The sequence below is a fragment of the Duganella vulcania genome (assembly GCF_009857655.1).
Lineage (GTDB): Bacteria > Pseudomonadota > Gammaproteobacteria > Burkholderiales > Burkholderiaceae_D > Rugamonas > Rugamonas vulcania.
Map to the genome: position 1 here is coordinate 20,930 of NZ_WWCX01000040.1, position 24,402 is coordinate 45,331.

At 62.4% G+C, this 24,402-nt stretch carries 12 protein-coding genes; 7 read left to right on the forward strand and 5 right to left on the reverse strand.

Annotation, left to right across the window (positions count from 1 at the left end):
• Nucleotides 1–26 precede the first annotated feature (26 nt).
• The 4 genes from glnE to GTP90_RS20145 all read left to right on the forward strand — a co-directional run bounded on the left by glnE (nt 27) and on the right by GTP90_RS20145 (nt 9,571).
• Nucleotides 27–2,774: a bifunctional [glutamate--ammonia ligase]-adenylyl-L-tyrosine phosphorylase/[glutamate--ammonia-ligase] adenylyltransferase gene (gene glnE / locus GTP90_RS20130; RefSeq protein WP_161085204.1), complete on the forward strand. Its 2,748-nt coding sequence runs from the start codon at nt 27–29 to the stop codon at nt 2,772–2,774.
• Between the two features lie 121 nt (nt 2,775–2,895).
• Nucleotides 2,896–3,357 carry a cache domain-containing protein gene (locus GTP90_RS20135; protein ID WP_161085205.1) on the forward strand — a complete coding sequence of 154 codons (462 nt, stop codon included), beginning with the start codon at nt 2,896–2,898 and terminating at the stop codon, nt 3,355–3,357.
• A gap of 192 nt (nt 3,358–3,549) precedes the next feature.
• Complete coding sequence (locus GTP90_RS20140) at nt 3,550–6,471, forward strand: TonB-dependent receptor domain-containing protein (protein ID WP_161085206.1); 2,922 nt, start codon at nt 3,550–3,552, stop codon at nt 6,469–6,471.
• A 142-nt stretch (nt 6,472–6,613) separates the two neighbouring features.
• Nucleotides 6,614–9,571: a TonB-dependent receptor plug domain-containing protein gene (locus GTP90_RS20145; protein ID WP_175048164.1), complete on the forward strand. Its 2,958-nt coding sequence runs from the start codon at nt 6,614–6,616 to the stop codon at nt 9,569–9,571.
• Between the two features lie 64 nt (nt 9,572–9,635).
• On the opposite strand, the gene GTP90_RS20150 is transcribed toward GTP90_RS20145, so the two are convergent.
• From GTP90_RS20150 to GTP90_RS20165, 4 genes are all read right to left on the reverse strand, one after another.
• The gene (locus tag GTP90_RS20150) at nt 9,636–10,511 is read right to left on the reverse strand and encodes an ATP-dependent Clp protease proteolytic subunit (protein WP_161085207.1); all 876 of its coding nucleotides are present in this window, start codon (nt 10,509–10,511) and stop codon (nt 9,636–9,638) included.
• Nucleotides 10,512–10,656: 145 nt separating this feature from the next.
• Nucleotides 10,657–11,667 (reverse strand): type I glyceraldehyde-3-phosphate dehydrogenase, encoded by a 1,011-nt coding sequence (gene gap, locus GTP90_RS20155; RefSeq protein ID WP_008445703.1) that lies wholly within the window; start codon nt 11,665–11,667, stop codon nt 10,657–10,659.
• 48 nt (nt 11,668–11,715) lie between these two features.
• Nucleotides 11,716–13,710, reverse strand: coding sequence for a transketolase (gene tkt, locus GTP90_RS20160; protein WP_161085208.1), 1,995 nt, complete (start codon nt 13,708–13,710; stop codon nt 11,716–11,718).
• Between the two features lie 165 nt (nt 13,711–13,875).
• Nucleotides 13,876–16,899, reverse strand: a complete 3,024-nt coding sequence (locus GTP90_RS20165; RefSeq protein ID WP_254451961.1) for a TonB-dependent receptor — start codon at nt 16,897–16,899, stop codon at nt 13,876–13,878.
• Between the two features lie 597 nt (nt 16,900–17,496).
• Here GTP90_RS20165 and GTP90_RS20170 point away from each other — a divergent pair.
• From GTP90_RS20170 to GTP90_RS20180, 3 genes are all read left to right on the forward strand, one after another.
• Nucleotides 17,497–18,225 carry a 16S rRNA (uracil(1498)-N(3))-methyltransferase gene (locus GTP90_RS20170; RefSeq protein ID WP_161085210.1) on the forward strand — a complete coding sequence of 243 codons (729 nt, stop codon included), beginning with the start codon at nt 17,497–17,499 and terminating at the stop codon, nt 18,223–18,225.
• A gap of 323 nt (nt 18,226–18,548) precedes the next feature.
• Nucleotides 18,549–20,189: an NAD(P)/FAD-dependent oxidoreductase gene (locus GTP90_RS20175; protein WP_161085211.1), complete on the forward strand. Its 1,641-nt coding sequence runs from the start codon at nt 18,549–18,551 to the stop codon at nt 20,187–20,189.
• A 372-nt stretch (nt 20,190–20,561) separates the two neighbouring features.
• Nucleotides 20,562–23,333: a TonB-dependent receptor gene (locus GTP90_RS20180; protein ID WP_161085212.1), complete on the forward strand. Its 2,772-nt coding sequence runs from the start codon at nt 20,562–20,564 to the stop codon at nt 23,331–23,333.
• A 70-nt stretch (nt 23,334–23,403) separates the two neighbouring features.
• Here GTP90_RS20180 and corA read toward each other — a convergent pair whose 3' ends face one another.
• Complete coding sequence (gene corA / locus GTP90_RS20185; protein ID WP_161085213.1) at nt 23,404–24,372, reverse strand: magnesium/cobalt transporter CorA; 969 nt, start codon at nt 24,370–24,372, stop codon at nt 23,404–23,406.
• Between the last annotated feature and the right edge of the window lie 30 nt (nt 24,373–24,402).

A 24,402-nucleotide genomic window follows, 5' to 3' on the forward strand; every position in this document is an offset into this window, starting at 1 on the left:
ACTTTGCATCAGGAAACACGTTGCCAATGATTGCACCCACCGTCTCACGTTTTTACCAGCGCTGGCTGGCCGCCGCTCCCGACCGCGCCGCCAAGGCTGATGATTTAGCGCAATTATCGCTTGCCCAGATCAATCTTGCTGATTATTTAGCAAAAGAAGCCGCCGCCGTGCCCGAAGGCGCCCCGCCGCTGCCGCTGATGCGCGCCATGCGCCGGCTGCGCAACCTGCTGGTGTGCGTGCTGATCCGCCGCGACCTGGAAGGCAAGGCCAACCTGGCCGAGGTGGTGGAAACCATGACCCGCGTCGCCGATTTCGCCATCCAGCGGCACCTGGAGGAGATTTACGCGGAGATGGTGGCCGCGCACGGCACGCCCATCGGCCGCGATTCCGGCCAGCAGCAGGAGCTGATCGTGCTGGGCATGGGCAAGCAAGGCGGCGGCGAGTTGAACGTGTCGTCCGATATCGACCTGATCTTCGTCTACCCGGAGGATGGCGACACCGTGGCCGGAGCGGGCCAGCGCAGCCTGTCCAACCACGAGTTCTTTGTGCGCCTGGGCAAGAAGCTGATCGCGGCCCTGTCGGAGATCACGGAAGATGGCTACACGTTCCGCGTCGATATGGCCTTGCGGCCGAACGGCGGCTCCGGTCCGCTGGCCGCCAGCCTGAACATGGTGGAGCAGTACCTGATCGTCCAGGGGCGCGAGTGGGAGCGCTATGCCTGGGTCAAGGCGCGCGCCGTCACCGGCCGCAGCGAGGATATCGCCGCGCTGGACGCCATCGTGCGCCCGTTCGTGTTCCGCCGCTACCTGGATTTCGGCGTGATCGACGCCATCCGCAACATGCACGCGCAAATCCGCGCCGAGGTGAACCGCCAGGAGCGGCTGCATCCGGACCGCAGCAACAACGTCAAGCTGGGCCGCGGCGGCATCCGCGAGATCGAGTTCCTGGCGCAGGTGTTCCAGCTGATACGGGGCGGGCGCGACGCCGCCCTGCGCGACCGTTCGACCCGGACCACGCTGCGCATCATTGCCGAGAAAGGCCTGCTAAGCCACGCCATCGTCTATCAACTGCTGGCTTCCTACACCTTCCTGCGCAATCTGGAGCACCGCCTGCAATACCTGGACGACGCCCAGACCCACACGCTGCCGGCCAACGACGCCGACCGCCTGCTGGTGGCGCAGATGATGGGCCTGCCCGACACCGCCACCCTGCTGACCCAGCTGGAAGCCCACCGCCAGTTCGTCGCCGGCCAGTTCGACGAGATGTTCTCGGACAAGACCAGCGGCAGCGACGGCGACATCAACCCGCAGTCCAGCAACGAGTGCGCCGACCCCGACAACCGCGAAGCCATGGTGGCGCGCTTTGCCGCGCTGGGCTTCGACGATCCCGAGGGCGCGGCCAAGCGCCTGATCTCGACCTGGCAGGCGCCGCGCCTGCAATCGCTGCCGGAAGCCAGCCGCAACCGGCTGCTGGGACTGGTCAACGCGGCGCTGCCGCTGATCGTCCAGTGCTCGCGCGAGTCCAGCGGCGGCAGCCAGCAGGCCACGCTGGGCCGGCTGCTCGATTTCCTGGAGGCGATTGCGCGCCGTTCGGCCTACCTGTCGCTGCTGACCGAGTATCCGCACACGCTGGCGCGGGTGATCCGCATGGTGCACGCCAGCGGCTGGGCCGCGCAATTCCTCAGCCAGCACCCCATCCTGCTGGACGAGCTGCTGGACGACCGGGTGCGCAACGCCGTGTTCGACCCGGTGGCGCTGGCGGCCGACCTGGAAACCCAGCTGGCCTCGGCGCCGGGCGACACCGAGCGGCTGATGGACATCCTGCGCGAAATCCACCACGCCCAGCTGTTCCACCTGCTGGCGCAGGACCTGGCTGGCGACCTGACGGTGGAAAAGCTGGCCGACCACCTGTCGGCGCTGGCCGACACCATCGTGGCCGCCGCCATCAAGGCGATCTGGCAGACGGTGGCCACGCGCCACCGCGAAGTGCCGCAGTTCGCGGTGATCGCCTACGGCAAGCTGGGCGGCAAGGAGCTGGGCTATGTGTCCGACCTGGACGTGATCTTCCTGTACGACGACAGCGACCAGGAGGCGCCGGCCCAGTACGCCAAGCTGGCGCAGCGCTTTATCACCTGGATGACATCGCACACCTCGGCCGGCATCCTGTTCGACATCGACACCGCGCTGCGCCCGGACGGCGCCAGCGGCATGCTGGTGTCGAGCGTGGCGGCGTTTGAAAAGTACCAGAGCAATTCGGCCTGGGTGTGGGAGCACCAGGCGCTGACCCGCGCCCGCTTCTGCGCCGGCGATGCGGCCATCGGCGCCCGCTTCGAGCAGATCCGCGAGGCGGTGCTGCGCAAGGAACGCCCGGCCGACGGTCCGCTGAAACAGGAAGTCATTGCGATGCGGAAACGCATGATGGAAGCCAAGCCGAATCACAGCGCGCTGTTCGACCTGAAACAGGATCCGGGCGGCATGATCGACATCGAGTTCATCGTCCAGTTCCTGGTGCTGCAGCACGCCGCGGCCTACCCTCAACTGACCGCGAATTTCGGCAACATTGCACTTTTGAAAATGTGCGGCGAGCTGGGATTGATCGACGCGGGACTGGCGGCGCGCGTGGCCGACGCCTATCGACAGTTGCGCAAGTTACAACACCAACTACGGCTGCAAGGCCAGGACCTGGCGCGCGTCGATCCGCAATTGGTGGCCGCGCAGGCCGCCGACGTGACGGCCTTATGGCGCGCTATCTTCGGTGACAACGTTGCCACATAACAACGATATCTGTGCGTACCTGCTTGTGAACCCGTTTAAATTCATTAACTGCAGTAATATTGAAATCCACAAACATCAGAGCGCGCAGCGCCGTCGCAGTTTTACTCAAAGGAGAAGTGATATGAAAGCTTTATTCGGTGCCGCGGCACTTAGCTTGAGCTTGTTTGCAATGTCATCGACCGCTCTGGCCGCCGACAAGGGATCGCCCGACGAAGCCGTTGCCATGGTTAAAAAGGCGGTTGCCTTGATTAAATCCGACGGCAAGGAAAAAGCCTTCGCCGCCATTTCCGATCCGGCCAATACGACTTTCCACGACCGCGATCTGTATATCTATGTTTATGATTTGAATGGCGTTGCATTAGCCCACGGTAATAATCCTAAAATGGTCGGCAAGCCTTTGATTGGCCTCAAGGATAATGAAGGCAAACCGATGATTAAAGAAATGGTCGACCTCGCCAAATCCAAGGGGAAAGGCTGGGTGGATTTCAAATGGCCGAATCCGGTCACCAAGGCGGTGGAAGCCAAGTCCGGCTACATTGAAAAAGTCGACGATATGATGGTCGGCTCCGGCATCTACAAATAACAAAACAGCGGCGCAAGCGAACAACCGGGACGATGTCCCGGTTTTTTTTCGCCTTCCCTCTGAAAACAAGCTAAAAATTGGCACGTAAATGCCAGAATCGAGCTTACGATCGTCGGGAACTCTTCGGCAGCCTAGTCAGTCTATATGCGGTGGCATTCAACAATAACCGCGACACACCCTAGGAGTCGGATAATGAATAATGAAACTTCGATCGCCCGCGCGATCCGCCTGCTTTGTCTTGGCGGCCTGGCTTTGGGCACACAAGCCGCCTTCGGCCAGCAAGCCGCCGAACCCATGCAGAAGGTGCTGATAACCGGCTCCCGCATCGCCTCGGCGGCGGCGGAATCGCCTTCGCCATTGCAGGTATTAAACTCGGTGGATATTGCCGCGTCCGGTGCGACCAATCTGCAAGATTTATTGCAGAAAAACCCGACCATGGGCACGCCGACCATCAGCCGCGCCAATTCCAATTTCCAGACATCGAGCGCCGGCGTATCGACGGTTAATTTAAGAAACCTCGGCGATTCACGCACCCTGGTATTAATTAATGGCCGGCGGTTTGTTTCCGGCGTACCCGGAGATACTGCCGTCGACCTCAACACTATTCCAACGGATTTTATTGAACGGGTGGAATTATTAACCGGCGGCGCCTCGGCCACCTATGGATCGGATGCCGTGGCCGGCGTGGTCAATATTATTCTGAAGAAAAACTTCAACGGCCTGTTATTCGACGCGCAGACCGGCCGCAGCAACGAAGGCGACGATTATAAAAAGAAACTGGCGCTTACTTTCGGCACCACCAGCGCAGACGGCGCCAGCAACGTCATGGGCCATTTCGGCTACTCGAAACAGGGGGCGGTGTACTCGCGCGACCGCCCCGCCTCGGCCATCGACCAGACCTCGGCCATCACCCAGAAGCATCCGGCACTGGCCTTCGTGGCCAAGCGCCCCAACTTTTCCGGCTACGCGCCGCAAGGCCATTTCTTCGGCGACAGCGAGGATTTCACCTATGATGCGAATAACAACATTATCCCCTGGAAGCAAAATGGCGCGCCCGGCAGCGGCGCCGGCGCCACCGGTTTCAACCGCTCGGCCTACCGCCTGATCGCCGTGCCGACCGAGCGCTACCTGTTCGCCACCAACGGCAACTGGGCCTTCAACGAGAACCACAGCGCGTTTTTCGAGGGCACGTATGCCTCGTCCAAGGTCGATACCAATATCGAGCCCTTCCCGCTCGGCTCCGACCAGGTCTACAAGCCCAGCGGCCAGGTGCCGGCCGCGTCGCTTGTCAACGGCGTGCTGGTCAAGAATCCGCTGGTGCCGCAGTATTTGTACGACCGCATCAGCGACACCGACGGCGACGGCCTGCCCGACTACTTCTTCACCCGCCGCCTGTCCGAGTTCGGCCCGCGCCACTCGACCGTGGACCGCGACACCTTCCGCCTGGCGACCGGGCTGAAAGGCACGGTGCGCGACTGGAGTTACGAAGCCTATCTCTCCTACGGCAAGACCAAGGAGGCGCAGAACTCCAGCGGCCAGGTCAATGTCATGAGCTTGCGCAACGCGCTGGAGGCGATTCCCGGCCCCGACGGCACGCCGGTGTGCCGCGATCCGCATGCGGTGGCCGAGGGCTGCGTGCCGATCAGTATTTTCGGCTACAACAGCATCACGCCGGCCGCGCTCAAATATGTGACCGCGCCCGGCTCGCTGGAAACGGCGATCACCCAGAAGCTGGTGGGCGGCTCGGCCACCGGCGAAGTGCCCGGCCTGCCCGCCGGCCGCATCGGCGTCGCCGCCGGTTTCGAATGGCGCAGCGAGGAGTCCAGCGCGATTCCCGACCCGCTGACCCAATCCGGCCTGAACGCCGGCAACGCCCTGCCGCCCACGTTCGGCAACTTCCTGGTGCGCGAGCTGTTTGTCGAAGCCAGGGTGCCGCTGTTGAAGGACCGGCCATTCGCCCGCGACCTGAGCTTCCTCGGCACGGTGCGCCATGGCGACTATTCCACCGTCGGCAGCACCAACAGCTGGAATGCCGGCCTGGAATGGGGCATCACCACGGACGTCAAGCTGCGCGGCACGCGTGCGCAATCGACGCGGGCGCCCAACATCAACGAGCTGTTCCAGGCGCCCAGCCAGGACTTCCCCGCCGGGCTGGTCGATCCCTGCGAGGGCGTATCGTCGTCCGGGACCAGCGCGCTGGCCGTCAATTGCCGCAACGCGCCGGGCGTTGCCGCCAACATGGCGGCACATGGCGGCATTTTCACGCTGAACCAGGCCGACCAGCAGGGCATCAGCGGCTACGACACCGGCAACCCCAATCTCAAGGCGGAAAAAGGCCGCTCCACCACCATCGGCCTGGTGGTGACGCCGCGTTCGGTCCCGATGCTGCGCCGCTTCACCTTCACGGTCGACTATTTCACTATCAAGATCGCGGACGCCATCGTCAGCACCGACCGTCAATATGCGCTGGATCAATGTTACAACCAAAACAACCAGACCTTCTGCAGCTTCATCACGCGCCGTCCGGCGCCGGTGGGCAACCTGAGTTCCGGCTCCATCCAATACAGCAATGTCGCCGCCACCAACAGCGGCGGCTTCGGCACCGAGGGCGTCGACGTCACGGCCTCCTGGGCGGACAAGGTCGGCCCGGGCAGCCTGAGCGCCCGCCTGGCCTGGACCTGGCTGCGCCAGCTGTGGCAAAAGGCCACGCCGGAGGCGGAGAAGAACAGCGACGTCGGCGAGGTCACGGCCGCCAACACCAACGCGCCGCGCAACCGCGCCGGCCTCAACCTGGCATACAAATGGGGGCCGTACGGCGTCAACTGGACCGCCACCTACACCGGGCCGGTCTCGCTGGACGACCAGTTCCTGAAAAGCCTGAGCATCGCGCCGGGGACGGTGGGCGTGGGCTCACGCACCTACAACGATTTCCAGTTCACCTACGACATGAAGAAGTCCGTGCAACTGTACCTGGGCATGGACAATGCCTTCAACGCCAAGGCGCCGCCCATCATCAGCGGCCTGCCCGGCAGCGTCACCGGCACCGAGACCGATACCTCGACCTATGACGCGATCGGCCGCCGCTATTATCTGGGGCTGCGGATCACCTTGTAGCGTAAAAAGAACAGGGACGTTATTTTTTTGGTTATTTTGTCATTTTATGTTTACAAATATATCATCCACCCAATACATTGGCCAGTCGGGAAAAATCTTTTCCCGAAGTTCGCGATGCTCATGACAATTGGAGGATTTGGTAATGATCAAGGAAACAACGTTGTCCCGTTCCGTACGCATGATCTGCGTGGGCGGACTGGCGCTCGGCCTACAGGCCGCCCACGCCCAGGATGCCACGACGCAGCCGATGCAGAAGGTGGAAATCACTGGTTCACGCATTTCGACACCCGGCGCGGAATCGCCGTCGCCACTGCAAATCCTGACCTCGGCCGATATCGCCGCCTCGGGCGCGGTCAACTTGCAGGAACTGCTGCAAAAGAATCCGACGCTGGGCACGCCAACGCTGAGCCGCACCAACTCGAATTTCCTGACCTCGGGCGCCGGCGTTTCCACCGTCAACCTGCGTAACCTCGGCGATTCGCGCACCCTGGTGCTGGTCAATGGCCGCCGCTTCGTTTCCGGCGTGCCCGGCAGCACCTCGGTGGACTTGAACACCATTCCGACCGACTTCATCGAACGCGTCGAGATGTTGACCGGCGGCGCTTCGGCGACCTACGGTTCGGACGCGGTGGCTGGTGTGGTCAACATCATCCTGAAGAAAAACTTCGATGGCGTACTGATCGATGGCCAATCCGGCCGCAGCAGCAAAGGCGACGACCTCAAGAAAAAACTGGCGCTCACTTTCGGCACCACCAGCGCCGACGGCGCCAGCAACATCATGGGTCACTTCGGCTACTCGAAACAGGGCGCGGTGTTCTCCAAAGACCGCGACCGCTCGTCGATGGACCAGACCTCGTCCATCAGCAAGGGACACCCCGAACTGGCCTTCATCCCGAAATCCCCGAACTTCTCGAGCTACGCGCCGCAGGGCCACTTCTTCGGCGACTCCGAAGACTTCACCTACGACAAGAACGGCAATGTCATCCCGTGGAGCACCAACGGCGTCAAGGGCGTCGGCGCGACCGGCTACAACCGCTCCACCCTGCGCACCATCGCCGTACCAACCGAACGCTACCTGTTTGCGCTGAACGGCACCCACGCCTTCAACGACAACCATAGCGCCTTCTTCGAAGGCACGTATGCCTCGACCAAGGCCTCGAGCAATATCGAAGCCTTCCCGCTCGGTTCGGACCAGGTCTTCAAAGGCAGCGGCGGCCAGGTACCGGCCGGCGCCATGGTCAACGGCAAGCTGGTCAAGAACCCGCTGGTGCCGCAATACCTGTACGACCGCATCAGCGACACCGACGGCGACGGCATCCCGGATTACTTCTTCACCCGGCGCCTGTCCGAGTTCGGTGCGCGCCACTCCGATGTCGACCGCGACACCTTCCGCATTTCCACCGGCCTGAAAGGCACGGTCAAGGATTGGAACTACGAGACCTACATCACCTACGGCAAGACCAAGGAAGCGCAGAGCTCCACCGGCCAGGTCAATATCCCCAACCTGCGCAATGCACTGAGCGCGATCCCCGGCGCGGCCGGCGGCGCCCCGGTCTGCAGCGACGCCAACGCGGTAGCCGAAGGCTGCGTGCCGATCAACATTTTCGGCTTCAACACCGTAACGCCCGCAGCGCTGAAATATGTGACCGCGCCTGGTTCGCTGCTGACCGCCGTCACCCAGAAACTGGCCGGCGCATCGGTCAGCGGCGACCTGTTCGCCCTGCCGGCTGGTAAAGTGGGCCTGGCAGCCGGTTTCGAGTGGCGCAGCGAAGAGTCGAGCTCGGTTCCAGATCCGCTGACCCAGGCCGGCCTGAACGCGGGCAACGCAACGCCACCGACCTACGGCAAGTTCCAGGTGCGTGAAGCGTTCGTGGAAACCCGCGTCCCGCTGCTGAAAGACAAGCCGTTCGCCAAGGAACTGAGTTTCCTGGGCACCTTCCGCCACGGCGATTACTCGACCGTGGGCAGCACCAACAGCTGGAACGCCGGCGGCGAATGGGCAGTGACCTCGGACTTCAAGATCCGCGCGACCCGCGCCCAATCGACCCGCGCGCCGAACATCAACGAGCTGTACCAGGCGCCTAGCCAGGACTTCCCGAACGGCCTGGTCGATCCATGCGACGGCGTAACGTCGTCAGCAACTACCCCGCTGGCGATCAACTGCCGCAACGCGCCTGGCGTGGCGGCCAACATGGCGGCACACGGCGGCGTCTTCACGCTGGGTCAGCCCGACCTGCAGGGCATCAGCGGCTACAACACCGGCAATCCGGACCTGAAAGCTGAAAAAGGCCGTTCGACCACGATCGGTGTGGTCATCACTCCACGTTCGATTCCGATGCTGAACAAGTTCACCTTTACGGCGGACTACTTCAAGATCAATATCGCGGACGCCATCGTCGGTACCGACCGTCAGTATGCATTGGATCAGTGCTACAACCAGAACAACCAAGTGTTCTGCAAATTCATCACCCGCCGTCCTGCGCAAACGGGCAACCTGAGCGCCGGTTCCATTCAGTACAGCGATACCGCCGTCACCAACAGCGGCGGCATGGGTACCGAAGGCGTCGACATGACCCTGTCGTGGGCGGACAAGGTCGGTCCTGGCCGTCTGAACGCGCAACTGGCGTACACCTATCTGCGTCAATTCTGGCGCCGGGACATTCCTGAAGACAAGGTTAATCCTTCCTTGACCCCGCGCAATGACGATGTCGGCGAAGTCACGGCCAACAACATCAATGCTCCGCGCAACAAGGCAGTATTGAACACGGCGTACAAATGGGGCAGCTTCGGCGCGACCTGGACCGCAACCTACACCGGCCCTGTGGCGCTGGACGACCAGTTCCTGAAGAGCCTGAGCATTGCACCGGGCACCGTGGGCGTTGGCTCGAAGACCTACAACGACTTCCAGTTCACCTACGACATCACGAAGGACGCCAAGAAGTCGATGCAGGTATACTTCGGTATCAACAACGCGTTTGACGCCAAGCCGGCACCGATCATCAGCGGCCTGCCGGGCAGCTCCGTCGGCACCGAGACCGATGCGTCGACCTACGACGCCATCGGCCGCCGCTACTACCTGGGCCTGCGCGTTTCGCTGTAATCGCCATAGCTAAATAAAAACCCATCGGCCCGAGCTTGCTTGGCGCCGATGGGTTTTTTTTCGCCTAGCGGGTGAAGGTGCGCGCCAGCCATCGCTTCACCGCCGCCATGCGGCCGGGCGGCTGGGTGCACAGCTGCTCCAGACCCGCCGCCGGGCCGTAGTACAGGAAATCCGCAGGCAGTCCGAGGTCGCGCAGCAGTTGGGCTTTTTGCTCGTCGCCGGACGGCGTCCAGAACGCGCCGATGCCGCGCACGCCAGCTGCTTCCAACTGGGCCTTGTCCAGTGCCCACATCTGCACCGGCGGACAGCCGGGCGCATGCTGCTGCGCCGTGATCATATCAGTGCCCAGCAATTGCTTACGGTGGGCCAGGTAGCGCGCAAAGGCGTCGCGTAAATCACTGCACACACCAAGCTGCCGATAAAATTCGTTTTGCCGCGCAGCCAAGCGAACAAAGAAGTCACGATTGCCGCCCATAGTCGACGAGAGAAACAACTCGCCGGCCTGTGATTCCGTCGCATGCACGACCTTGGCGCCATCAAGATAGTCGAAGGTCAGGCCATGTATCGCGACAACCGAGCCAGGAAGGACTGTCTTGGTGGCAGCAGCCGAAAACAAATAACTGGCGCATGCCGACAAACACCGGCCGTCGACCACAATACGCATGTTCCGCTTGCGGATCACGTCGGCAATGTCCAAGGCGCTGGCAACATTGCCGCCGTACGAATCGACCACCACGGTATCGACATGACTGTCCGCAGCTACCGCGGCCTTGAACTGCTCGGCCAAGTCTCCGTCTATCGTGCCAATCAGCGTGACGTGCCGGGCCCCCGTGGAGAGCACTGTAAAACTGAGTCGCAGGTTTTTCCCAACCGTCTCCCTGATATAGGCCGGCGTAGGCGCCTGTGCGGCGCCGGGCAAAGGCCACAACGCACTCATCAACAACAAGCTCAGTGCGGTTCGGCGAGGTGAGTACATGGTCAATGTTAAATAGATTATATTAAATATATAATAACACTCCATTTTCGATAGACCAAAAAAAAGCCTGCCGGTTTGCGCCGGCAGGCTCTACTTGAATCGCGGAAGCTTACTTCGCGGTCATCAGTGCAACGGTGGTGTCCAGCATGCGGTTCGAGAAGCCCCACTCATTGTCGTACCACGACGATACCTTGACCAGGCGGCCCGACACTTTGGTCAGGGTCGAGTCGAAGTTCGACGAGGCAGGATTGTGGTTGAAGTCGATCGACACCAGCGGTTCGGTCTGGTAGGTCAGCACTTCCTTCAGCGCGCCTTCGGCGGCGGCCTTCATCAGCGCGTTGACTTCGTCCACGGTCGTGTCACGCTTGGCGATGAACGACAGGTCGACCAGCGACACATTGATGGTCGGCACGCGGATCGCGAAACCGTCCAGCTTGCCGTTCAGCTCAGGCAGCACCAGGCCGACCGCGGCGGCGGCGCCGGTCTTGGTCGGGATCATGCTCATGGTGGCCGAACGGGCGCGGCGCAGGTCTTCATGCATCACGTCGCTCAGCACCTGGTCGTTGGTGTAGGCGTGCACGGTGGTCATCAGGCCGGTTTCCACGCCGATGGCGTCGTTGAGCGGCTTGACCAGCGGGGCCAGGCAGTTGGTGGTGCACGACGCGTTCGAGATCACGGTGTCGGTCGACTTCAGCACGTGCTGGTTGACGCCGTACACGATGGTGGCGTCGACGTCCTTGCCGCCCGGTGCCGAGATGATGACTTTCTTGGCGCCGCCCTTCAGGTGGGCCGAAGCTTTCTCTTTGGTGGTGAAGAAGCCGGTGCACTCCAGCACCACGTCCACGCCCAGCTCGCCCCATGGGATTTCCGCAGGGTTGCGCTGCGCGAACACGCGGATCACGTCGCCGTTCACGATCATGTTGTCGCCGTCCACCGTCACGGTGCCTGGGAACTTGCCGTGGGCGGTGTCGTAGCGGGTCAGGTGGGCGTTCGACTTGGCATCGCCCAGGTCGTTGATCGCAACGATCTGGATGTCCTGTTTCTTGCCGCCTTCGTAGAAAGCGCGCAGCACATTGCGGCCGATACGGCCGTAGCCATTGATTGCAACTTTGATCGTCATACTATGCTCCTGATTAGAAAAATAGGTAATGCAACAAGCAATTATAGATTATGCAATGACAGATTTGACTTTCGCCACGACGTTTTCCACCGTGAAGCCGAAGTGCTTGAACAGCACGCCTGCCGGGGCCGATTCACCGAAGGTATCGATGCCGACCACCGCGCCTTCCAGACCGACGTATTTGTACCAGAAATCGGTCACGCCGGCTTCGATTGCCACGCGTGGCAAGCCTTTGGTCAGCACGCTGGCCTTGTAGGCGGCGTCCTGACGGTCAAATACATCGGTCGACGGCATCGACACCACGCGCGCGGCGATGCCTTCCGCCGCCAGCGCGGAAGCGGCGGCCACGGCCAGCTCCACCTCGGAACCGGTGGCGATCAGCGTGACCTTGGCGTCCGCCACTTCGCTCAGCACGTAGCCGCCGCGGGCGATGTCGGCGATCTGCTGTGCCGAACGCTCCTGGTACGGCAGGTTCTGGCGCGAGAAGATCAGCGTCGAAGGACCGGCCTTGCGCTTGACCGCCTCGCCCCACGCCACCATCGATTCGACGGTGTCGCACGGACGCCAGTTGTCCAGGTTGGGGATCAGGCGCATCGACGAGATGTGCTCGACCGACTGGTGGGTCGGGCCGTCTTCGCCCAGGCCGATCGAATCGTGGGTGAACACGAAGATCGAACGCAGCTTCATCAGCGCGGCCATGCGCAGCGCGTTGCGGCTGTAGTCCGAGAAGGTCAGGAAGGTGGCGCCGAACGGGATGTAGCCGCCATGCAACGTGATGCCGTTCATGATGGCCGACATGCCGAATTCGCGCACGCCATAATTGATGTGGTTGCCTGGTTTGCCGGAACGCAGCGCCACGCACTCTTTCCAGTTGGTCAGGTTGGAGCCGGTCAGGTCGGCCGAGCCGCCCAGGAATTCCGGCAGCACCGGGGCCAGCGCCTGGATGGCGTTCTGGCTGGCCTTGCGGGTGGCGATGTTTTCCTTCTTCTCGACGCAGGCGGCGATGCCGGCGGCCAGCGTGGCCTCGAAGGCGGCAGGCAGCTCGCCGGCCATGCGGCGGCTCAGCTCGGCGGCTTCGGCCGGGAACTGGGCGCTGTATTGCGCGAACTTGGCGCTCCACGCGGACTCGCGCTCGGCGCCGGCGGCCTTGGCGTCCCAGGCGGCGTACACGTCGGCCGGGATCTCGAACGGCGCGGCGCTCCAGCCGATGTATTCACGCACGGCCGCCACTTCCTTGTCGCCCAGCGCGGCGCCGTGCACCTTGTCGCCACCCTGCAGGTTGGGCGAACCCTTGCCAATGATGGTCTTGCAGCAGATCAGGGTCGGCTTGCTCGAAGTCTTGGCGGCCGCGATGGCGGCCGAGACGGCGGCCACGTCGTGGCCGTCAACCGCGCGGATCACGTTCCAGCCGTAGGCTTCGAAGCGGGCCGGGGTGTCGTCGGTGAACCAGCCCTCGACCTTGCCGTCGATCGAGATGCCGTTGTCGTCATACAGCGCGATCAGCTTGTTCAGGCCCAGCGTGCCGGCCAGCGCGCACACTTCGTGCGAGATGCCTTCCATCAGGCAGCCGTCGCCGACAAACGCGTAGGTGTAGTGGTTGACGATGTCCAGGCCCGGCTTGTTGAACTCGGCCGCCAGCAGGTACTCCGACAGCGCCATGCCGACCGCGTTGGCGATGCCCTGGCCCAGCGGGCCGGTGGTCGTTTCCACGCCCGGCGTGACATCGACTTCCGGGTGGCCCGGGGTTTTCGAATGCATCTGGCGGAAGGACTTGATGTCGTCCATGGTCACCGCGTAGCCCGACAGGTGCAGCAGCGCGTAGTGCAGCATCGAGCCGTGGCCGTTGGACAGCAGGAAGCGGTCGCGGTTCACCCATTTCGGGTTGGCCGGGTTGTGGCTGTAATGGCCACTCCACAGCGCCACGGCGATCTCGGCCATGCCCATCGGCATGCCTGGGTGGCCGGAATTGGCCTTCTGGACGGCGTCCATTGCCAGCGCGCGGATCGCGTTAGCCATTGGGGTATGCGGGAGCGTAGAAGTCATGGTGGTGTGTCAATCACGGAGTTTGAATTCGTTGGCAGTAGGCGCGCTACTTTCTGAGCTGCGTATTTTACCAGAGCAGCGCCCGGCAAACCAAAAAGGGGGGCGCCCCTTGACGGAACGCCCCCCCCTTGGTCAGCAGCCGGCCGGGGCCGGCGTGTGACGCGCTTAGAACTTCTTGTTGAATTCCGCGCTGAACTTCATCGAACGTGGCGCGCTCATGTTCAGTACCGATTCGTACAGAGCGTAGCGGGCCAGGTTGGTGTTGTAACGCTCGACAACTTTCTGGACCGACTGATCGTTGAAGACGTTGTAGACGTCAACTTTCAGCGTCAGGCCAGGCAGGGCGACCGGCTTGTACGACGCGTTCAGGTCCAGGGTTTTTTCCCATGGCAGACGACCCAGGGTACCGCGTGGCGATGGCGTGTTCAGGTCGCCGGTGGCGCCGAAGCAGTAGTGCGAAGCCGACTGGTAGTTGTAGCCGGTGTCGTTCAGCGTGGTCGGGTTGGTACCCGAGCACGAGCGTGGGCGACCCGAGGCGATGGTCACGAAACCGCCGACGGTCAGCTGTGGCGTCACGTCGTAGAAGCCGTAGCCCTTGATCTGGTGTTTGCGATCGTTAGGCAGCAGGCCGTCAGCGTACTTCATCAGCTGGGCGTAATCCCAGGTCTGGGTCGCCGCGACGTCGCCCTGGCCGGTCGTGGTGTCCGACAGGGTCTGGCCTTCCGTGTTGCCGGTGCTGCGGCTCAGGGTGTAGTTCACCTTGCCGTACCAACCGTTCCGGTATGGGTGCTCGGCAAAGAAGTCCAGCGCGGCGTACTTACGCTTGGCCTTGTCGAAGCCCAGGTCGGACTGGGTCAGGTGGACGCGGGTGTAGTTACTTTTGGTCCCGGCATAGTCGACCAGGAAGTCATTGGCTTCGCCCGGATTGAACGAGGCGCAGCTGAAACCTTCATAGTTCGACGTGTCGATGTTGTGGTCTTTGGCGTACTTGGTGAACACGCGGCCATCGCAGAAGTCGTCGATGGTCGATTTCAGGGTGCGGTAAGTACCTTTGACACCGAAGTTCAGGTCAGGGCTGTAGGCTTTTTCGAAGCCCAGCGTGATCTCGTCCTGGAACGACGGTTTCATGTCCAGCGCGGCAACGGTCTTCGGATCCTTGGCCTGGCCGAATTCATTGTTGGCCGACAGCACGCCGGTCACGGGGGTCAGGCCGGTCGGCGCGCCGTGCGCGTCGGTGCCGGTGTAGGTGAAGTACTCGCTGGTGTTGAGCGAACCGTTGGCGCCACGCAGCGCGATCAGGGTTGGCATCTGCAGCGTGTAGCGGCCGGCGCTACCGAAGACCTTGAACGACGAGTCACCGTTGACGTCCCAGACGGCCGACAGGCGCGGCGCGATCTGGTTCTTCATCTCAATGTACTTGGTGCCGTCCTGGTTGGCGTTGTAGAAGCCCTCGCGACGGATACCGCCGGTGACCAGGATCTTCTTGGTCACTTGCCACTGGTCTTCCAGGTACTGCGCGTCCTGGCCGGCGTAGGCGTTGGAGATGGTCGACGACAAGGTCTTCGACACATAGTAGCCCTGCGACGCCAGCGGGCCGCGGCCAGCCAGCACCGGCACCGTGCCGCCGGCGACGGTGGTCGGCTTGCTCGGATCAGTCTTGAGGTAGGTCCACAGCGAGCCGCCCGCCAGCGCGTCACCGGCGTTGAGCGAGGACATCGAGTTGTTGTCCAGACCGGCGCGCAGCTTGTGGTCGCCCAGCTTGTATTCGAGGTCCAGACGTTTCGAGATGACGTTGTCCTTGGAGCCGTTGAATGGCTGGTTGGTGCTGAACGGCTGGCCTCCGGCGTAGTTCAGGCCCGGGGCCTGGTTCTCAGGCGAGGCGGTGACCTGCGCCAGCGCTGGATCGTAGCCGGCCGGCGTATAGACGTGGCTGGCGCGCGATTTGCCGTACAGCGCGTTGATGGTCAGGTCATCGGTGATGTTGCCAATGTAGCGCAGGATGTTGGCCTGGCCGCCGTTCGGGTTGAACGGGCCGTATTCTTCGTGGGTCGAGGAATTGACTTGGCTGCCGATGGCACGGGTCGCGTAGTCGTACGAACGGTACTGGGTGTTGGTCTGCGGCAGATCGCCGAGGCCGGTGTACTCGAGACGGTGATTCTCGCTGATGTTCCAGTCCAACTTCATGTAGTAACGCTTGGTGTTGGTCTGGTAGTCGCGCCAGCCGTTGGCGGCATTGGTCAGCGCCGTGCGGCCGTTATAGACGCCCGATACCTTGTCTTCGGTCTGCTCCAGGGCGACGAAGGCGAACAACTTATCCTTGATCAGCGGGCCGCCGACATAGGCGGAATACTGGTTCTGTTCGCGGTCGTTGTCTTCGCGGCGGATGCGCAGCGAACCGTCGGTGCCCTTGGCCGGGGTGGTCGCGGTAGCCGGCGTGTACGGGAACTTGCCGGTGTTGGCGTAGTACATGTCCTTGTAGCGGGCGCGGGTGTCTTTCGGCGTGGTCGAGACCATGCCGCCGACTTCCCAGGTGTTGGTGCCGGATTTGGTGGTGATGTTGACCACACCGCCGACCGAACGGCCGAATTCGGCGCCGTAGCCGCCGGTCAGCACCTGCGCCTGGGCGATCGCGCCGAACGGCAGTTCAAAGCCGCCCAGCTGGGTCAGCGGATTGGTGACAGGGAAACCGTTGATGTAGTACGCGTTTTCCGACGCGCCGCCGCCGCCCAGGCTGGAGCCTGCAGCATAGGTCGGATCACCGTGGGTGGTGTTGGGCGCCAGTTGCACGATGGCGTCGACGTTGCGGGCGATCGGCAGCTTGTCCAGTTCGCGCGCGGTGAAGGTGGCGCCGTTGTTGGCGCTGGAGATGTCGATGCGGCTGCGGCGGCCGGTCACTTGCACCGACTGCACGCCGGAGCTGAACACGGCCTCGACACCCTGGCCCGCCAGCACTTCAAGGCTGGTGGTCGAACCCGCCGCACCGCCGTTCATCAGCGTAACGCTGTAGCGGCCGATCGGCATGGAGGAGACGCTGAACCCGCCGCTGGCGTCGACCGCGGTGGTACGCGTCTGGTTGGTGTCCAGATTTTTCAGCACGACAGCGGTCGCGGTGCCTGGAGCAACGCGACCGTAGACGGTACCGCTGGCGTTCGACTGCGCCATTGCCGGCTGCATCACGGCAACGGTCATTGCCGCTGTTCCGAACGCGATCGACAGGGCGTTGACTAAAACTGTTTTCCTGAGCATGTTTTTTCCCAATTATAAATAAAAAAATTTTGCCTCTGTAGGCAATAAAGCCCCGTCTCTCGTGGAGACTTATTTATCAAAATCAGGGCTGTATAACTCAGCCCTTCTCTTATAAAAACATGCGTATGGCAAAGCTGTCAACAACGCAACTTTCGCTTACACAAGAAAACAACGTGATCGCAAAAAATCTGTATTAAACGGTATAAATCAATATCCATTATTCCAACAATACTTTATGATAAAGACGCACGTTCCCTTTTCGGATTGCAGATCTTGAAAATTTTATATTGATATTCGTTATTTTTTCGATACAAAATTGTTAAATTCCGCAAATGACGGAATTTTCGTCAGCCGGGTAATCCGGCGATTTTCCTACGGCGCTAGTGTGGCGCGGTAGCGACAGCCCGGCGCCAACAAGGTGGATCCTTCCCGCGTCACAAGCCCCATCCAGGTGACTTTCAGTCGCCAAAACAGCGGCAATTCCCCGCCCGGTCCAGGCAGCGATTAAAATTGCCGATGACAACCTGACCGGATCCCCGCATGCCCCGTTTCTACGCCCCCCCCCCGCTGGCCGTCGGCCAGATCCTCACCCTGCCCGACGCCGTGGCCCATCATATCCAGGTGCTACGCCTGGCCCAGGGCGAACGCATCACGCTGTTTGACGGCGCCGGCGGCGAATACAGCGCCACCCTGAGCCAGATCGCGCGGCGCAGTGTCACGGCCGAGGTCAACGCCCACCACGTACGTGAGGTCGAGTTGCCGTTTGCCGTCACCCTGGCGCAGGCACTGCCCGAGGCCAGCAAAATGGACTGGATCATCGAAAAAGCCATCGAGCTCGGTGTGTCGGGCATCCAGCCACTGGCGACGCAGCGCTGCGTGGTGCGCCTGTCGGCCGAGCGCGCGGAGAAAAAAATGGAGCACTGGCAAAGCATCGTGGTGTCGGCGTCCGAGCAGAGCGGACGCAACCGGCTGGGCCGGCTGGCGCCGCTGCAACATTACAAACAGTGGATCGGCCAGCAGGACTTGCACAAGCGCATCATCCTGACGCCGCGCGCCGAACAGTCGCTAGCCTACTGGGCGCGCCACCAGCCAGCGCAGCCGGTGACGCTGGTGGTCGGCCCCGAGGGTGGCTTGAACGAGGAGGAAGAACAGCTAGCGATCGCCCGCGGCGCGCTGCCGCTGGCGATGGGGCCGCGCATCCTGCGCACCGAAACCGCCGGCCTGGCCGCGCTCGCGATACTGAGCGCAAGCTGGGGCGGCATGGATTAGGCACGGCACCGGCCGGGCCATATTGCCGTCCATAAAATGACATTGATGCCGGCGGCACAAAGAATATCGGCCATGCTTTGAATAAACTAATTGAATTACGGATATGTTTTAAGGCCTGAAAAATGGATGTGGTTTTTTTTACATCGCTTTTCAGGCCGTTTTCACATCCTGGATTTAATGCCTTGAATATATTTACGTTCCGCGATCTGACGCCGGCGGCTTTTTTATGCGTGGAGGCATACGGTAAAATAGCGGCTTGCGGGCCGCCCCCGCCTTCCTCCCCGCTAACTACGGGGCCCGGTAATTTTTCGGAACGATCTGCCATGTTGCGACTCAATGAAGTAAAACTCCCCCTCAACCACACCGAGGCCGAGCTGCCGGCCGCCATCCTGGCCCGCCTGGGCATCGCCGCCGACGCCCTGCTCGGCTTTACCGTCTTCAAGCGCAGCTACGACGCCCGCAAGAAAACCGCGATCGTGCTGATCTACTCGCTCGACGTCGACGTCAAGGACGAGGCCGAAGTGCTCAAGCGCCTGCACCACGACACCCACCTGATGCCGTCGCCGGACACCTCGTACAAGTTCGTCGCGCACGGCGAGCAGCTCGCCGGCCACGACCGGAATCCGCGCCCGGTGGTGATCGGCACCGGCCCGTGCGGCCTGTTCGCGGCGCTGATCCTGGCCCAGATGGGCCTGCGCCCCATCATCCTCGAGCGCGGCAAGCAGGTGCGCGAACGCACGGTCGACACCTTCGGCTTCTGGCGCAAGCGCGAGCTCAATCCCGAGTCGAACGTGCAGTTCGGCGAAGGCGGCGCCGGCACCTTCTCGGACGGCAAGCTGTACAGCCAGATCAAGGACCCCAAGCACTACGGCCGCAAGGTGCTCACCGAGTTCGTCAAGGCCGGCGCGCCGGAGGAAATCATTTACGTCAGCAAGCCGCACATCGGCACCTTCCGCCTGGTGAAGATGGTCGAGCAGATGCGCGCCAACATCGAGCAGATGGGCGGCGAATACCGCTTCGAGAGCAAGGTGGTCGACATCGACATCGAGCAGGGCCCGGACGGCGGCCAGGTGCGCGGCCTGACGCTGGAGAGCGGCGAGAAGCTCGTCACCAACCACGTGGTGCTGGCGATCGGCCACAGCGCGCGCGACACCTTCGAGATGCTGCACCAGCGCGGCGTCTACATCGAGGCCAAGCCGTTCTCGATCGGCTTCCGCGTCGAGCACCCGCAGTCGCTGATCGACGCCTGCCGCTTCGGCCCCAACGCCGGCCACCCCATCCTTGGCGCGGCCGACTACAAGCTGGTGCACCACGCGTCCAACGGCCGCGCCGTGTACAGCTTCTGCATGTGCCCGGGCGGCACGGTGGTGGCGGCCGCGTCCGAACCGGGCCGCGTGGTGACCAACGGCATGAGCCAGTACTCGCGCAACGAGCGCAACGCCAACAGCGCCATCGTGGTCAGCATCTCGCCGGAAGTCGACTACCCCGGCCATCCGCTGGCCGGCATCGAGTTCCAGCGCCGCCTGGAGGAAAAGGCCTTCGAGCTGGGCGGCGGCACCTACAACGCGCCGGGCCAGCTGATGGGCGATTTCGTCGCCGGCCGCGCCTCGACCGCATTCGGCAGCGTGGTGCCGTCGTACAAGCCGGGCGTGCACCTGACCGACCTGGCCACCATCCTGCCGGAGTTCGCCGTGACGGCGCTGCGCGAAGCCTTCCCGGCGTTCGACAAGCAGGTCAAGGGCTACTTCAAGCACGACGCCGTGCTGACCGGGCTGGAGACGCGCACCTCGTCGCCGATCCGCATCAAGCGCCGCGACGACACGCTGCAAAGCCTCAACACGCGCGGCCTGTTCCCGGCCGGCGAAGGCGCCGGCTATGCCGGCGGCATCCTGTCGGCCGGCGTCGACGGCATCAAGGTGGCCGAGGCGGTCGCCTTGTCGATGGCCGCCGACCAGCAGCCCTGATCCCCTCCCCCTGACCGGCCGCGGCAAGACAGCGCGGCGGCCGGCGCCCCTCCCCACGCCTTGATCAAGGCCCGCAATCCGTCATCAGATCTTGCAATCTGGTCATATGAACATGGTTGCATATTTGACGACCTCTTAGCACTAATTGGCCATAAACGACCAAATACTTTGTATTTTTGTGTAAAAAAATCGCCATTTTTTGAAATTACCGAGAAATGTGTTGTTTATTTCACCGTTGTTACAGTTGGTGAATTGACCTCGGCGGACTCAAGTGGTCTCATGGCCGCCTTGGATAATTTACTGATGGATTATCCATTGTGGGAATTTAAATAACAAAGTGTTAAGCCGTAACCTCGCTAGGAGTTCAAAGCAATGATGATGGAAACTGTAATTTCGCGTTCACTGCGCCTGATGTTTTCGGGCAGCGCTGCACTGATCGGTGCAGGCCTGCTGGCCCAGCCAGTATTTGCACAGGACACCCCTGTCATACAACGCGTGGAAATCACCGGCTCGTCGATTAAGCGTGTAGACGCTGAAACGTCGCTGCCGGTTCAAATCGTAACCAAGGCGGACATCGCCCGCACCGGCGCCACCAGCACCGAAGAGCTGCTGCAGTCGATCTCGGCGTTCTCGTCGGCCGGCGGCACCAGCAACGCCACCGGCGCCGGCACCTCGACCGGCGGCCTGTCGTCGATCTCGCTGCGCGGCCTGGGCTCGACCCGCACCCTGGTGCTGGTCAACGGCCGCCGCCTGGCCGCGTTCGCCGGCAGCGACGGCGCTTCCGTCAACGTCAACGTCATCCCGCTGGCCGCCATCGAGCGCGTCGAAGTGCTGAAGGATGGCGCGTCCGGCCTGTACGGCAGCGACGCGGTGGCCGGCGTGGTCAACTTCATCCTGTCCAAGCAGACCGACGGCGTGGAAATCACCGGCGGCTACGGCTCCCCATCGCAAAGCGGCGGCGGCCAGAACACCAAGGCGACGATCACCGGCGGCTACAACACCGACAAGCTGAACCTGGTTGTTTCGGGCTCCTACGAAAAAGAGAAGGCCCTGTTCGGCCGCGACCGCGACTACGCGGCCACGTCGACCAAGCTGCCTTACTACAACGGCACCGCGACCGGCCTGGGCAACATCCAGGGCTCGTTCACGCCAGGCGTCGGCAAGGATTCCGGCTTCAGCACGGGCGGCTCCGGCTACGGCAACCCGCTGGCCATCGGCGACAAGTGCGGCACCATCAAGATGGGCATGCTGCCAAACGGCGCCAAGGGTTCGCCATACTGCTACTACGACAGCGGCCCGGACGTCGGCCTGACGCCTGATCGCGAACTGTTCAACTTCACCGGCAACCTGACCTATCAGCTGAACGACAAGCACCAGCTGTTCGGCGATGTGCTGTACTCGCAAAGCAAGGTCACCCAGACCTACCAGGCTTCGCCGGCGCGCGCCAGCTTCTTTGAAACCGACGGCGAGTTCGCCAAGCAAGGCGTGGACGCGGCACTGCTGCTCTTCCCGAGCAACCCGGCCTACCAGTCGATCGCCGCGCCCTACCTGCAAAGCCGGGGCTACACCTCGCTGATCGGCAAGCCGCTGTCGATCACCTCGCGCGTGTTCGACTTCGGTCCGCGCCAGAACGTCGACACCGCCAAGCAAGCACGCGTGGTCGCCGGCGCCAAGGGCACCATCGGTTCGGTCGACTACGAAGTGGCGCTGACCCACAACGAGTCCAAGCTGAACAGCGCTGTGACCACCGGCTACTTCTCGCAGGTGGCCTACGCCAAGATCATCAACAGCAGCAACTGGAACCCATGGGCCGCGGGCGGCGTGCAGACCGGCGCCCTGGCCGACCAGCTGAAAGGCGCGGCGTTCAGCGGCGACTTCCTGGCCGCCAAATCGAGCAGCAACTCGTTCGACGCCAAGATCAGCGGCGAGTTCTGGACCATCGGTGGCATCACCCCGCTGTACGCGGTGGGCGCCCAGTCGCGTAAAGAGAACTACACCACCAATCCGAGCGCAGCCTACCAGTCGGGCGACATCTCCGGCCTGGGCGGCTCCGTCCGTCCGGTCGACCGCGACCGCACCGTGAACTCGGCGTTCGGCGAACTGATCGTTCCTGTAACGAAGGCGCTGGAAGTCACCCTCGGCGCGCGCGACGACCACTACGACGACGTTGGCAATACCGCCAACTGGAAAGGCAGCGTACGTTGGCAGCCAGTGAAGACCGTGGTGCTGCGTGGCTCCTACGGCACCGGCTTCCGCGCACCGTCGCTGATCGACCTGTGGCAGCCGCAGACGCTGGGCACCTCCGAGCAGTTCACCGATCCGGCAACCAAGCAAACCGGCCTGCAGGTGAATTCGTGGACCGGTGGCGATCCAAAGCTCAAGCCTGAGAAGTCGAAGCAATACTCGTTCGGCGCCGTCTGGCAGCCGGTATCGACCGCCAGCATCGGTGTCGACTTCTTCAACATCAACATCCGCGACATCCTGGTCACGCCATCGGCGCAGGAAGTGGTATCGCGCTTCCGCGCAGGCGACCCGGCCTACGCCAACCTGGTGACGCTGAAAGGCAACGAGATCGACAGCATCCACCAGATCCTGGCCAACACCGGCAACGCCAATGTGCAGGGCCTGGACCTGTCGGCCAACTGGAAGGATAACTTCAGCTTTGGTAAGCTGGAAGCCAACCTGAACGGTACCTACATGGATACCTTCGACCAGACCAGCCCGAGCGGCGTAATCTCGCACAAGGTCGGCACCATCGTTGACAACGACGAGGACGGCACTCCGGTGATCGGCGCGCAAAACGGCGGCGTGATCCTGCGTTGGAAGCACCAGCTGGCCGGCACCTGGACCAAGGGCCCATGGTCGACCACCCTGGTGCAGAACTATCGCAGCGGCTACCAGGTTGGCCACGACCTGAACAACAACAAGGTGTTCATCTCGTCGGAAGCCATCTACGATGCCAACGTGACCTACCGCGGCATCAAGAACCTGACCCTGGCGGTGGGTGTGAAGAACCTGTTCGACAAGCAGCCTGACCCGATCGGCACCGCGGTGACCAATCAGTTCCAGTCCGGCTACGACATCAACCAGTACGATCCACGTGGCCGCTTCATCTACGTGACCGCTGGCTACAAGTTCAAGTAATCGGTAACACGTAAAACAGAAAGCCCGCGCGACCCAGGCCGCGCGGGCTTTCTTTTCGTCTGTTTTTCGTCTACAACCAACCGGCCTTCTTGAAGCGCCGGTGCAGGTACAGGCACACGCCCACCATCACCGACAGCGCGAACGGATAGCCGTACTTCCATTCCAGCTCCGGCATGACCTTGAAGTTCATGCCCCACACGCCGGCAAACGCGGTGCAGATCGCGAAGATCGCCGCCCACGCCGCCAGCCGCTTGTTCACTTCGCTCTCCTCGATCGCCACCATCGACAGGTTGACCTGGATCGCCGTGGCGATGGTGTCGCGTATCGTGTCGAGCGAGGCGCTGATGCGGTGCAGGTGGTCGTGCACGTCGCGGAAGTATTCCTGCGTGTCCTGGCACATGGCCGGCACGCGGCCGCCGTGCAGCCGCCCCACCGCCTCCATCAGCGGCGACACCACGTGGCGCACGATGGTCACCTTGCGCTTGAGCTCATACAGGCGCTGGATGTTGTCGCGCTGCTTGCCCTGGCTGAAGATCAGCTCCTCGATTTTCTCCAGCTCCGTCTCCAGCATGTCCAGCACCGGGAAGTAGCGGTCCACCACCGCGTCCATCAGCGCGTACAGCACGAAGGCCGGGCCGAGGCGCAGCATGTGCGGCTCCTTCTCGGCGCGCGCCCGCACGCCGAGAAAGCCCTGCTGGCTGTGGCCGTCGCGCGAGGACAGCACGTAGCTGTCGCCGACAAACATGTCGACCTCGCCGATGGCCACGTCGCCGTCGCGGCACTCGATGGTCTTGACCACCACGAACAGCGAATCGCCGTACTCCTCGATCTTGGGACGCTGGTGGCCGCGCCGCGCATCCTCCACGGCCAGCTCGTGCAGGCCGAACTCCTGCTGCATGATCGCCAGCTCGTCCGGCTGGGCGTCGCGCAGCGCCACCCAGACAAAGGTCTCCGGTTTCTCGATGTACTCGCTGATCTCCTCGACGGGAATGTCCGCCAGCTTCTGGCCGTCCTGATAGGCCACACAATTAATCAGCATACTGTTTCCATTAAAAAAAAAGCTCCTGGC

Excerpts from the sequence above, each read along its gene's own strand:
- glnE (WP_161085204.1), top strand. The coding sequence starts at position 27 with ATGATTGCACCCACCGTCTCACGTTTTTACCAGCGCTGGCTGGCCGCC.
- GTP90_RS20135 (WP_161085205.1), top strand. The coding sequence starts at position 2,896 with ATGAAAGCTTTATTCGGTGCCGCGGCACTTAGCTTGAGCTTGTTTGCA.
- GTP90_RS20140 (WP_161085206.1), top strand. The coding sequence starts at position 3,550 with ATGAATAATGAAACTTCGATCGCCCGCGCGATCCGCCTGCTTTGTCTT.
- GTP90_RS20145 (WP_175048164.1), top strand. The coding sequence starts at position 6,614 with ATGATCAAGGAAACAACGTTGTCCCGTTCCGTACGCATGATCTGCGTG.
- gap (WP_008445703.1), bottom strand. The coding sequence starts at position 11,667 with ATGACGATCAAAGTTGCAATCAATGGCTACGGCCGTATCGGCCGCAAT.
- tkt (WP_161085208.1), bottom strand. The coding sequence starts at position 13,710 with ATGACTTCTACGCTCCCGCATACCCCAATGGCTAACGCGATCCGCGCG.
- GTP90_RS20165 (WP_254451961.1), bottom strand. The coding sequence starts at position 16,899 with ATGACCGTTGCCGTGATGCAGCCGGCAATGGCGCAGTCGAACGCCAGC.
- GTP90_RS20170 (WP_161085210.1), top strand. The coding sequence starts at position 17,497 with ATGCCCCGTTTCTACGCCCCCCCCCCGCTGGCCGTCGGCCAGATCCTC.
- GTP90_RS20175 (WP_161085211.1), top strand. The coding sequence starts at position 18,549 with ATGTTGCGACTCAATGAAGTAAAACTCCCCCTCAACCACACCGAGGCC.
- GTP90_RS20180 (WP_161085212.1), top strand. The coding sequence starts at position 20,562 with ATGATGATGGAAACTGTAATTTCGCGTTCACTGCGCCTGATGTTTTCG.
- corA (WP_161085213.1), bottom strand. The coding sequence starts at position 24,372 with ATGCTGATTAATTGTGTGGCCTATCAGGACGGCCAGAAGCTGGCGGAC.